The 11,758-nt window shown below is 67.0% G+C and carries 8 protein-coding genes; 2 read left to right on the plus strand and 6 right to left on the minus strand.

Translation table 11 applies throughout. The features are described 5' to 3' along the window. Window positions 1-56: 56 nt before the first annotated feature. A complete protein-coding gene (murI, locus tag AE618_RS01425) occupies window positions 57-926 on the minus strand; it encodes a glutamate racemase (RefSeq protein ID WP_054207264.1) in 870 nt (289 codons plus the stop codon). A 145-nt stretch (window positions 927-1,071) separates the two neighbouring features. Here murI and AE618_RS01430 point away from each other — a divergent pair, with 145 nt between their 5' ends. Next, complete coding sequence (locus AE618_RS01430) at window positions 1,072-1,995, plus strand: bifunctional helix-turn-helix transcriptional regulator/GNAT family N-acetyltransferase (RefSeq protein WP_054207265.1); 924 nt, start codon at window positions 1,072-1,074, stop codon at window positions 1,993-1,995. Window positions 1,996-2,142: 147 nt separating this feature from the next. Here the strand turns inward: AE618_RS01430 and AE618_RS01435 are convergent, their stop codons facing one another. Further along, a complete protein-coding gene (locus AE618_RS01435) occupies window positions 2,143-3,432 on the minus strand; it encodes a flavin monoamine oxidase family protein (RefSeq protein ID WP_054207266.1) in 1,290 nt (429 codons plus the stop codon). Window positions 3,433-3,832: 400 nt separating this feature from the next. On the opposite strand from AE618_RS01435, the gene AE618_RS01440 reads away from it, so the two are divergent. After that, entirely contained in the window at window positions 3,833-6,115 is a 2,283-nt protein-coding gene (locus tag AE618_RS01440; protein ID WP_054207267.1) for a TonB-dependent hemoglobin/transferrin/lactoferrin family receptor, read from the plus strand. An 87-nt stretch (window positions 6,116-6,202) separates the two neighbouring features. Here the strand turns inward: AE618_RS01440 and AE618_RS01445 are convergent, their stop codons facing one another. The 4 genes from AE618_RS01445 to AE618_RS01460 form a co-directional block, all read right to left on the minus strand. Next, window positions 6,203-7,228, minus strand: coding sequence for an ABC transporter substrate-binding protein (locus AE618_RS01445; protein WP_197280640.1), 1,026 nt, complete (start codon window positions 7,226-7,228; stop codon window positions 6,203-6,205). A gap of 173 nt (window positions 7,229-7,401) precedes the next feature. Further along, complete coding sequence (locus tag AE618_RS01450; RefSeq protein WP_054207269.1) at window positions 7,402-8,211, minus strand: RNA methyltransferase; 810 nt, start codon at window positions 8,209-8,211, stop codon at window positions 7,402-7,404. Window positions 8,212-8,330: 119 nt separating this feature from the next. Then, a complete protein-coding gene (locus tag AE618_RS01455) occupies window positions 8,331-10,181 on the minus strand; it encodes a methyl-accepting chemotaxis protein (protein WP_197280641.1) in 1,851 nt (616 codons plus the stop codon). A 173-nt stretch (window positions 10,182-10,354) separates the two neighbouring features. Next, window positions 10,355-11,494: a dipeptidase gene (locus AE618_RS01460; protein WP_054207271.1), complete on the minus strand. Its 1,140-nt coding sequence runs from the start codon at window positions 11,492-11,494 to the stop codon at window positions 10,355-10,357. Between the last annotated feature and the right edge of the window lie 264 nt (window positions 11,495-11,758).

The raw sequence follows: 11,758 nt of genomic DNA on the forward strand, positions 1-11,758 counted from the left end.
GGGGCCAGCACCTCACCCCTGCCCCTCTCCTTACAGGAGAGGGGTTCCCCGCGCCCTCAGTTTCCCAGCGGCATCGGCTCGATGACGACCTCGGCCAGGCCGTAGCCGGCGAGCGCGATGCGCAAGGGGCCGGTGATGCCGGCTCCGTTGGTGAAGACGGCGATGGCCTCGTTGGCGCCGCTGTGGCTGGCGGGATCGTCCGGACCCAGCAATTGCACGACGCGGCGGGCGATGGCCGGGGCGGGGTCGATCCACTCGACCGGCCAAGGCGCGAGGCGGCGCATGCGCTCCAGCAGCAGCGGATAATGCGTGCAGGAGAGGGTGACGACATCGGTGCGCCGGCCGCCCTGTTCGACGAAGCAGGGCGCGATCTCGGCGGAAATAGTGGCATCGTCCACCGGCTCGCCCTTCAGCGCGGCTTCGGCCAGCCCTGCGAGCTTCGTCGAGCCGACGAGCGTGACCTCGCAGCCGCCGGCATAGCTCTGGATCAGGCCGCGCGTGTAGTCCCGGGCGACGGTGCCGGGCGTCGCCAGCACCGAGATCAGGCGCGACCGGGTCAGGGCGGCGGCGGGCTTGATCGCCGGCACGGTGCCGACGAAGGGAATGGCGAAGCGCGCCCGCAGCGCCGGCAGCACCAGCGTCGAGGCGGTGTTGCAGGCGATCACCACGAGATCGGGATGGAAGCGCGCGACCAGCCGTTCCATCACGCTGAGAACCCGGTCGACGAGGTCGGACTCTGCCAGCCGGCCATAGGGAAAGCCGGCATCGTCGGCGGCATAGACGATATGGGCGCCGGCTTGCGCCTGCACCACGCGCGACAGCACGGTGAGGCCGCCGAGGCCGGAATCGAAGACCAGGATGGTGGGGGTGTGGCGCGGCAGCGCAACCGTGCGGGAGGCCATTCCGGCCAGAAGATCGACTTGCATAGGCCTGTGTGCCTGCCAGCGTGACGAAGCGCAGATTGCGCCAGAGCCGGGTTAAGAGACCGTCAAGACGGCGCAAACATGACCGCATCGATTTAGTTGACTCCGTCCACTATATCGCGAAAGGATCGGCGCAGGAGGTTGCCTCATGCCGACCATCGACCCATCCGTCGCGGCGATCCGCCGCTTCAACCGCTTCCATACCCGCTGGGTCGGCGCGCTGAGCGGCAGCCTGCACGGCTCGGGCTTCGCGCTGACGGAGGCGCGCGTGCTCTACGAGCTGGCGCAGCGCGATGGCTGGCTTGCGGGAGAGCTGGCGCGCGATCTCGGGCTCGACCCCGCCTATCTCTCGCGCATCCTCAAGCGCTTCACCACTGAGGGCTGGCTGGAGCGGACGCGCTCGCAGGCGGATGGACGCGCGCTCAGCCTGCGGCTTACGCCAGCGGGGCGGGCGGTGTTCGGCCCTCTCGATGACGCCTCACGCGGGCAGGCGGCTGCGGTGCTGGCCAGGCTCGGCCCGGCCGAGCAGGTCCGGCTGGTCGCGGCCCTGGGCAGCGCGCAGGCGCTGCTCTCGGGCGAGAGGCCGGTGGCGCCGGTGATCCGTGACCACCAGCCGGGCGATATCGGCTGGGTGATCTCGGCGCATGGCCGGCTCTATGCGCAGGAGTATGGCTGGGACATCGGCTTCGAGGGCTTCGTCGCCGAGATCGCCGGACAGTTCCTGCAGCGGTTTCAGCCGGGCAAGGAGCGCTGCCTGATCGCGGAGCTCGACGGCGCGCCTGTCGGCTCGGCCTTCGTGGTGCGGGAATCCGACGAGGTCGCCAAGCTCCGGCTCGTCATCGTCGAGACGCGGGCGCAGGGTTTCGGCCTCGGCAAGGCGCTGGTGGCGCAGGCGATCGGCTTTGCGCGAGAAGCCGGTTATGAACGGATGGTGCTCTGGACCAACGACATCCTGCACGCAGCGCGGGCGATCTATATGGCGCAAGGGTTCCGGCTGATCGCGGAGGAGCGGCACCATTCCTTCGGCCAGGACCTCGTCGGGCAGAACTGGGAGCTCGACCTGCGGGGTTAGGGCATGTCGCCTTGCTCGGAACCACCCCGTCATTCCGGGCTTGCCCCGGAATCCATCGGAGGGCTCCGGCGCCTTACGATGGATCCCGGAGCTGCGCCGCTTCGCGGCTTGTCCGGGATGACGGCGCGGTTTTTGAAAGCCCGGCGCTTACGCCTTGATCCGCGCCACCGCTGCCGCAGCCGCCCGCCCTGCCAGGGTCGCGCCGCCGACCGTCATGGCGCCGCCACCAGCGGTGGCCTCGCCGGCGATGAAGATGCGGCCGCCGATCGGCTCGGCCAGCTGATCGCGCGCCGTCTCGCGGCCGGGCAGGCAGACGGAATAGGAGCCGCGCGAATACGGGTCGGTCCACCAGGCCGGGAAGGAGATGCCGGTCACCGCCTTGCGGACATCGCTGCCCAGCATTTTCGTCAGCAGCTCGGTGACATAGGCGCGCGCGGCTTCCGTGCCCGCGACGGAAAGCGCGCGGGCATGGTCGCCGCCGCAATAAGCGATGACGATGTCCTTGTCGTCGGGGAAAAGGTCGAGGTTCATTAGCTGGCCGGGCGAGCCGGCCTCAAGAAAGCTCATGCCCGGCGCGATGCCGAAGCGATTGCCCTCCACCTTGAGCGCGATCTTGGTCAGCGCGCCCATGCCGAGGCCGGCCAGCGCATCGCGGTTGCGCGCCGGCAGTTCCGGCGTGAAGCGGATCGCGCCGGCCTTCAGCACGCCGACGGGCACCGTGACGATGCAGGCGCTCGCATGCAGCGTGCCCGACGGGGTCGTCACCGCGACATCGGGGCCGTCCCAGCGGATCTCGCTGACGGGCTGGTTCAGGCGGATGTCGAGCCCGGCGCCATGGCGCGCGACGAGGTTGCCGTAGCCCGAGGGCACGACGAGATCGTCACCAGCCCAGAGGCGTTGATAGTCGCGCGCGGAAATCCTGTCCGATTCCTCGCCGATCGAGAGCAGCAGCCCCGACGAGGCGATCTGCGACATGTCCGGGCCGAGATCGCCGAGGAGGTCCCTGACCGAGAGGTCGTGCTTGGTGAGATCGACGGTTTCGAGCCGGCGGTCGATCTGGCCGAAGGCCCCACGGCGCTTCAGCCGGTCGGTCTCGGCCATCGGCCTGCCATTGGCGAAGACCTGGAAGCCGCCGCCCCAGGGCTCGTTTTGCGTCTCGACGCCGAGTTCGCGGGCGATCTGGACCCAGGGGTTGCGCTCGGCCCAGTGGATGAACATCGCCCCGGCATCATAGGCCGGTCCAAGCGAGGTGTCGGTGAAGGCACGGCCACCGACGCGGCCGCGCGCCTCAAGCACGATCGCCTTGCGGCCGGCGGCCCGGAGATCATGGGCGGCGGCGAGACCCGCGGCGCCGGCACCAATGACGATGACATCGACCTGGACATCGGATTCCGCCGCGCGCGCGCCGCGCGTCGGCAATGCCAGCGCTGCCGCCATCGCTCCTGATCCTGTCACCATCCTGCGTCGGTCGAGCATGCGTGCGGGGCCCCGGTCAGCCCGCTCATGTTGGGCTGGTATCGCTGCGTTGCAACAAGAAGGTGTCGGAGCCGTGGCCACGGGCGATCACGAGATCGGGAGCCCCAGCGATGCGGTGTCGGGATGCGAACGGCTTTGATTGGAACGATGAAACAAAACGGTCTTGATTAGAGAATTTCTATTGTTGTGTTGTTCGTGCATCGGAATGTGTTCTTCGCATGTCTGACGATTGACAGTTGTCGAGTCGCTCCATATCCGATGAGAGCCTTATCCTAGCGTATAAGGCCTTGTTTATATTCATTTTAAACTGATGTCATGTGGCGGCGCGAGCCGGCTGCGCCGACGAGGACGGGTTAGGGCGATGGGGATGCATTCTGTCAGGCTGCGCGAGGGTGTCGCGCTGGGAACTTTGATGGTGGTTTTGCTGGGTTCGCCGGCACTGGCGCAGCAAGGCCGCACCCGGCCCGCGCCGGCTCCGGTGGCCGAGGCGCCCGTCGCGCTCGACCAGATCACGGTCCAGGGGCAGGGCGAAGCCGGCGGCGCGTTGCTGCAGGGGCCGACCACGACCCGCACGACCCGCGAGGAACTCGACCGGCAGCAGGTCCAGAGCATCTCCGATCTCGCCAACCGCGTCGAAGCCGGCATCAGCTTCAACCGGCAGAACAACAGCATCAACATCCGCGGCCTCGACGGCGCCCGCGTGCTGACGACGATCGACGGCATCCGCCAGCCCTTCCTGACGGACACGCGCAACGACCGTTCGTCGACCAACGCCTTCGATTTCGATTCGCTCTCGACGCTCGACCTGCTGCGCGGCGGCAGCGGCGGCGCCACCCTCGGCAGCGGCGCGCTCGGCGGCGCGCTGGCGGTGCGCACGCTCGACCCCAAGGACCTGATCAAGGGCAACAAGACCTTTGGCGGCCTCGCCAAGACCGGCTTCGACAGCACCGACGATGCCTGGTTCGGCAGCACGGCCGTCGCGGCGCGGCTGCAGCAGACCTATTTCCTGCTTCAGGGCAGCTTCCGCAACGGTGGCGAGACCAAGAACGGCGGCAGCAACGACACGATCGGCGCCACGCGCACCGTGCCGAACCCGGTCGATTTCAACCAGTACGGCTTCCTCGGCAAGATCCATCACTATAGCGCCGACGAGGCGCATCGCTTCGGCCTGACGGCGGAGATCTACAAGCGCGAGGACCGGATCCAGACGCTGACCTCGACCGTGTCGACGGCCGGCAATTTCAGGCCCGGCAGGTACGAGCAGGGCGAGGATGTCGAGCGCAAGCGCGTCTCGCTGTCCTATGACTTCAAGCTGCCCGGCGCCTTCATCGACGAGGCGCAGGCGACGCTCTACTGGCAGAACGTCAAGCGCAACACGCTGGTCAACGCCTATCGCTTCACCAGCGTCGTCGGACCCTATGCCCGCGACAACGAGAACGAACAGAACGCCTATGGCTTCAACGGCCATCTGATCAAGAACTTCAACACCGGCATGTTCTCGCACAAGGTCACGCTCGGCACGGAACTGCGCATGACCGAGCTGGAGCAGTATTCCAAGGGGCTCGACAACTGCCCCACGCGCCCGGCCTCGGGCCTGTTCACCGGGGCGTTCACGGCCTGCAACAACCTGCATACCAACCAGGCCGACCAGCCCAAGATCGACGGCAAGGCGGTCGGCTTCTACCTGCATGACGAGATCGGCATGCTGGACAACCGGCTGCGCCTGACGCCGGGCGTGCGCTACGACTGGTATGAGGAACAGCCGCAGGACACGCCGGCCTACAGCAATGGCGGGTCGCGGCCCGTCGGCCTGCCGCCGTCCAGCAGCGACTCCGCCTGGTCGCCGCGAGTCCGGCTGGAATACGACATCGTCAAGAATGCACCTTACGTGAAGGACGTCACCGCCTTCGCGCAGTGGTCGAAAGGCTTCCGGGCGCCGACGGCCAGCGAACTCTATGGCCGCTTCGGCGGGGTCGGCACCTATCTGCGCGTCGGCGATCCCAATCTGAGGCCGGAAACCAGCAACGGCGTCGATGTCGGCGTCCGCTTCGGCGACAAGGCGTTCGGCGGCTCGCTGACCTATTTCCATACCAACTATCGCAACTTCATCGACGTCGTGCAGATCCAGGCGCCGGGCGGGCTTTATCCCCAGGGCGGCATCCAGGGCCCGCAGAACGTCGCGCGGGCGGAGATCCAGGGCTTCGAGGCCAACCTGCAATACGCCTTCGCTCAGAACTGGCTGGCACGCGGCTCGTTTGCCTATACCCGCGGCAAGAACAAGGACAACGACACCTTCCTGAACTCGATTCCGCCCGTGCAGGGCATCGTCGCTGTGGCCTATGGGACGGAGCGCTGGGGAGCCGAGGTCTCGGCCAAGCTTGCAGGGAAGCGCGACGACGTCGCCGCGACAACGGGCACGAGCCAGGGCTTCAAGGCGCCGGGCTATGCGATCTTCAACGCCTCGGCCTGGTGGAAGCCGATGCCGCAGATCGCCGATCTCGAAGTCCAGATCGGCGTCTACAACATCTTCGACCGCAAGTATTTCGATGCGGTCAACGTGCCTACCGGCGTTCTGGCCCAGGCGCGGGACTACTACAGCGAGCCCGGCCGTACGGTGAAGGCGACGGTGAAGTACCAGTTCTGACCGGCCTTGCGTTTCGAGAACCGGACTCTCACAGGCCGGCCCTTCGGGGCCGGCTTTTCTGCGGGGGAGGAGGGGCCGGCGCGCCGCTCACCGCCCGGCCGTCTTCACGCCGCGCTCGTAGAGACCCTGATCGAACAGGCCGTCGAGCGCCGGGGACTTGGCGAAATCCCCGAGTTCGACCTGATAGGCGAGAAGCTCTTGCGTCGCCTCGCGGATGCGGGCGGGGTCGGTGACGAAGGTCACGGCCGGCGAGATCAGGGCGCGGGCGATCGTGTCCTCGGCAACGAGACCGCCGCCGAGCGCCGCCAGCACCAGCGGTGCCGCCTTGGCCGGCTCGTTGCGAAGCTGCTCGGTCGCGCGATGCAACAGGCCGACGAAACGTTCGACCAGATCGGGCCGGCTCTTGATCAGCTTGCCGGAGGCGGCGATGACGACGCCGGGAATGTTTGGGAACATGTCGGTCGAATTGACGATGCGCCTGATGCGCGGGTCGCGTTCGGACACCAGTGTGGCCGAGGGTTCGAGCAGCGTGCCGCCATCGATCGCACCTGTCAGCATGGCCTGCTGCACCACCTCGATGCCCATATTGACGATCTCGACATCGGCCCGATCGACCCGGCCGATCTTCCAGAGCCAGTGATGGAGGGCGACAGTGGGCACGCCGCCGGGTGGCAGCGTGCCCAGCTTGGCCTTGCGGCCCGTCGCGACCCTGAAGGCCGCGAAGACCTTGGCCGGATCGTTGCCTGTCTCGGCGAAGGCCCTGGCGAGGGCAGGGCCGGCCATGAAGGCCGTGCCGCCGATGGCGGCGGCGGACACGACCGAGGCGTCGAGCCCGCGTGCGCGGGCGACGGCGACGGGTGCGACGCCGACGGCGAGGATGTCGATGGTGCCCGACGCGAAAGCCTGAATGGCGTTCGGGCCGGAATCGAACTTGCTGAGCTTCAGATCGAAGCCGGCCTCGCGGGTCGAGCCGTCGCCGGCGAGCACGAACAGCGCGCTGGCTCCGATCACCGGCACATAGCCGACACGCAGCGTCGTGCCCTGGGCGAAGCCGGGGCGCAGTCCAGCCACGGTGCCGGCGGCCAGGGCCAGCAAAGTCCTACGGTCGATCATCTCAAGCTCCACGCGACCCCGCAACGAGCGCCGACGCGGGTTGGCCGGAAACATGGCATCGGATCGATAGAGAATGGTTCCGAAACACGCCACCATGAGAGATGGAAATCGTCGCAGACCCTTTGCGAAAGGGAAAATCCGTCCATGATCGGGGCCCGGTTGCGCCGTTTCCGCTACTCGTCCTCGACAGGTTTCGGGACGCGTAGTCGCCTCGGCCCCTCGGTCAGCGACTTGAACACGCCCCGCAGCGTGCGCGCTTCCTGCTCGGTCATCGCGAGGCGATGCAGGATGTCGCGCAGATTGGCGGTCATGACCTGCTTCTTGCCGGGCGGGAAGAAGCCGCAGATGTCCAGTTCGCTTTCGACATAGTCGAACATCGACAGCACAGTGGCGCGGGTCGCCGGCGGCGACAGATTGTGCTCGCGGAAGGGCGGCTCGCCGCCGGTCGCCTTGATCCATTCATAGCCGGCGAGCAGCACGGCTTGGGCGAGGTTCAGCGAGGCGAAGGCCGGGTCGACCGGAAAGGTCAGGATCGCATCGGCAAACGAGATCTCCTCATTGGTCAGGCCGATGCGCTCGCGCCCGAACAGGATGCCGACGCGCTCGCCCGAGCCGACGCGCTGCGCGATGGGCGGCATCGCCTCGGCCGGGGTCATCACGCGCTTCATCTGGCCGCGCTCGCGGGCCGTCGTGGCGAGCACATGATGGAGATCGGAGATGGCCTCGGCCGTCGTCGGATAGAGCGTGGCGTTGTCGAGGATATGGCCCGCGCCCGAGGCCGTGGTGGTGGCGGCCTCCTTCAGGCCGCTCCCGGTCGTCCAGCCGTCGCGCGGCGCGACGAGGCGCATCTCGGAGAGGCCGAAATTCGCCATGGCGCGGGCGCACATGCCGATATTCTCGGCCATCTGGGGCTCGACCAGGATGATGGCCGGGGCAGGGGCCTGGACGGCCTTGCGGGTGCGGTCGGTGCCGGAACCGGTCATGGAAAGGGCTCGCTCACAGGAACTGAGAGCGAGCCCTTAACGGATCGGGCGGCTTCGGCAAGGCGTTGCCGTCGTTCATCCCCTTTGCCAGCGGGACATGTGCGGGAGCGCGGGCCCGTTCAGGCGGCCTGACGCCGGGGCACGGCCTGTGGCCGTCCCCCCGTTGCCTGGGTGCGGAATGTCGCGACCAGGGCGTTGAGTGTCTGGATCTGGCTCATCAGGGATGTCGCGGAGGCTGCACTTTCCTCGGCGAGCGCCGCGTTCTGCTGTGTCATCTCATCCATATGCGCGACGGTCTGGCTCATCTCGTCGATGCCGTTCGCCTGTTCGGCTGAGGCCGAGGAGATATCCGTCACGGTCGCCGACACCTTGCGCGACGCATCGACGATCTGCGTCAACGCCTCGCCGGCCGAGCGCACCAACGCCACGCCCTGCTCGACCTCGCGGCCGGATTCGCCGATCAGCCCGGAGATGTCCTTGGCGGCGTCGCCGGAACGCTGTGCCAGCGTGCGCACTTCCGATGCCACCACCGCGAAGCCCTTGCCGGCGTCGCCGGCCCGGGCCGCTTCGACCGCCGCGTTGAGCGCCAGCAGGTTGGTCTGGAAAGCGATGTCGTCGATGACGCGGATGATGTCGGCGATCTTCTGCGAGGCGGTTTCGATCCGTGACATCGCGTCGATGGCGTCGGTGACGATGGAGCCGCCCTTTTCGGCCACGGTCATCGCTTCGCGAGCCAGAGAAACCGCCTGGCGCGAGGCGCTGGCCGATGCCTTGACCGAGGCGGCAAGCTCCTCGGTGGTGGCGGCGGTCTGCTCGAGCGAGGAGGCCTGTTCCTCGGTGCGCTTCGACAGGTCGTCGGCGCCCGTGTTGATCTCGCGGGCCGAGTTGCCGACATCGGCCGAGGTGGCCTGGATCGTCATCACCGTTTCGCTCAGGCGCGAGACGGCAGTGTTGAAGTCGTCGCGCAGCTTGGCGTAGTCCACAGCCACCTCTGCATCGATGCGGCAGGTCAGGTCGCCCTTGGACAACAGGTCGAGACCGTTGCCGAGGAGCGCCATCATCTCGCGCTGCTCGTCAGCGAGCCGCTGCTGTTCCGCGATGCGGGCGGCGCGCTCCTGCTCGCCCCGCAGCCTTGCGGCATCGGCGGCCGAGCGGGACTGCTCGGTCTCCGATTCCAGACGTCGCATCGCGAGACCATTCTGCTTGAAGACCAGGACGGTGCGGGCCATTTCGCCGACTTCGTCCTGACGCTCATGGCCATCGACGGCGGTATCGAACTCACCGGCGGCAAGATTCTGCATCGCCCCTTTCAGCCTGTCCATCGGCCGTGTGATCGTGCTCGACGCCATCCAGATCGCGCCGAGAAGACCCAGCAGCAATCCACCCCCGCTGGCGGCCAGCGTCACCATGACCGTCTGGTTCGTTCGCTGGCCGAGATCGGCGGTGCGTGCGTGGGTCTCGGACAGAACCGAGACCGTCACGGCGGTCAGCCGCTGGACCACCTTGTGCAACTTGCCATCGAGTTCGTCCATCATCGCGAGGGCCTTGTCGTTTTCGTCGCGGATGCCCAGCGCGATGGCCTCATCGACGTCGGCCTTCATCGCTTTGAGCTCGACAGCGATGGCCTCGTATTGCGGCCGAGCGGCGGGTGCGGCCGCGCTCGCTTCATCGAGATAGGTCAGCGTCTGGGCATAGGAGGCGTCCGCCTGCGCCTTGCCGGCGGCGCTCCCCGCCGAGTGGTTCGGGTAGGCGATGACCTTGTAGGCCTGGGCGATCAGATCGTTGCTGCTGCGCGAGGCCCGGACACCGGAGAGGATCTGCCTGGGGCGTGTGTTCAGCATCTCGCTGTAGTCAGCATCGATGGTGCGCATCTGGCTCGCCGCGAACAGACTGGCGGCGATTCCGATCATGCCGACCAGGGCGATCGCGGCCGCGATGCGCGTGCCGATTTTCAGGTTGCTGAGTTGCATGAAGGCCATCTCTGCCAGTCTTAGAACGGGCCTTCACGTTGCATCTTGTATAGTTAAAATCTCATCAAAATATACAGTCTTCGACCGTCAAATGAAGGTCATACCCATTTTTCTACTTGACGCATGGTCATGTCTGCCAGTCTTGGGCATGGACCGTTACTTCGTCCCTGGCGTCAGATGCGGAGCGCTTCCACCGCCGCCAGCACCCGCAGCGTGTTGCCGCCGGCCAGCTTCTCCAGATCGGCTTCTGACCAGCCGCGGCGGATCAACTCGGCGATCAGGGCCGGGAAGACCGAGGTGTCTTCCAGCCCATCGGGGTTGATCCAGCCGAAAAAGTCCGAGCCGATGCCGACATGGTCGTGGCCAATGCGCCTGGCGAGATAGTCGAGATGGTCGCAATACTGCGGCAGCGTCGCCTTCGGGCGCGGGCCGGCCTTGCGCGCAATCTCGGCCTCGGCCTTCTCGTGGTCGAGCCCGTCCGGCGTCTTGCCGTACTGGTCCTTGGCGGGCCTGTGCCAATCGCGCGAGGCCTGGCTGATGAAGTCTGGTACGAAGGTCGCCATCACGACTCCGTCATTGCCGGCGACGCGGTCGAGCACGTCGTCGGGGACGTTGCGCGGATGGTCGCACAGCGAAAACGCGTTGGAGTGCGACCAGAACACCGGGGCGCTGGTCACGTCGAGCGTGTCATGCATCACCTTGGGCGAGACATGGGCGAGGTCGACGACCATGCCGAGCCGGTTCATCCGGCGGATCACGTCCTTGCCGAAGGCGCTCAGCCCGTCGTTGCGGGGCGCGTCGGTGGCGGAATCGCACCAGTCATGGCTGTCGTTGTGGCAGAGCGTCATCAGCCGCACGCCGAGATCGTAATAGGCATCGAGCGCATCGAGCTCGTTGTCGAGCGCCGATCCGTTCTCGATCGTCATGAACAGCGCGATGCGTCCTTCCGCCTTCGCGGCGATGACGTCGCTGGCGCTCAGGCCGGGGCGGAAAACATCGGCGTGGCGCTTCAGGATGTCGCGCATCAGCGCAATCTGGGCGAGCGCAAAACCGGCGGGCTTGGGGTGTTTGGGCGGGACATAGGCCGCGAAGAACTGGCCGGCGAGCTTGCCGGCCTGCATGCGGGGAATGTCGGTGTCGCCCTCGGCATGGATCTTTGTCAGGTCGTAGACCCCGACATCGCCTTTCGCCTCGCGGGCGAGCCGGATGACATAGGGCAGGTCGTTATGGCCGTCGATCAGCGGGGCGCGCTCGAGCAGGGCGAGCGCCGCAGCATAGGCATTGTCATGGATGGGTGGTTTGGCGAGGGCCATGGGGCGAGCCTTGGGGTTGGAATCGAGGGCGGTCGCGATGGTGGCAGGTCACGCGGCGCGAGGCGAGGGGGCGCGGTGCATGCCCATCTCGCTATCACGCAAGCCACGTCATCCCGGACAAGCCGCGAAGCGGCGCCGATCCGGCAACTGTATCGATGCGCGTATCATGGCTGGAATGCGGTCTTGGTTTTGGCCATGGCGTTGAGCACAGTGAGGAGCTTTCTGGCGACGGCGATGATGGCGACTTTGGTCGCGGCGGAGCGT

Source organism: Allobosea vaviloviae, from assembly GCF_001298265.1.
Taxonomy (GTDB): Bacteria; Pseudomonadota; Alphaproteobacteria; order Rhizobiales; family Beijerinckiaceae; genus Allobosea; species Allobosea vaviloviae_B.

Coding starts and splice junctions, on each gene's coding strand:
- murI (WP_054207264.1), bottom strand. CDS start 926: ATGCAAGTCGATCTTCTGGCCGGAATGGCCTCCCGCACGGTTGCGCTG.
- AE618_RS01430 (WP_054207265.1), top strand. CDS start 1,072: ATGCCGACCATCGACCCATCCGTCGCGGCGATCCGCCGCTTCAACCGC.
- AE618_RS01435 (WP_054207266.1), bottom strand. CDS start 3,432: ATGGCGGCAGCGCTGGCATTGCCGACGCGCGGCGCGCGCGCGGCGGAA.
- AE618_RS01440 (WP_054207267.1), top strand. CDS start 3,833: ATGGGGATGCATTCTGTCAGGCTGCGCGAGGGTGTCGCGCTGGGAACT.
- AE618_RS01445 (WP_197280640.1), bottom strand. CDS start 7,228: ATGATCGACCGTAGGACTTTGCTGGCCCTGGCCGCCGGCACCGTGGCT.
- AE618_RS01450 (WP_054207269.1), bottom strand. CDS start 8,211: ATGACCGGTTCCGGCACCGACCGCACCCGCAAGGCCGTCCAGGCCCCT.
- AE618_RS01455 (WP_197280641.1), bottom strand. CDS start 10,181: ATGCAACTCAGCAACCTGAAAATCGGCACGCGCATCGCGGCCGCGATC.
- AE618_RS01460 (WP_054207271.1), bottom strand. CDS start 11,494: ATGGCCCTCGCCAAACCACCCATCCATGACAATGCCTATGCTGCGGCG.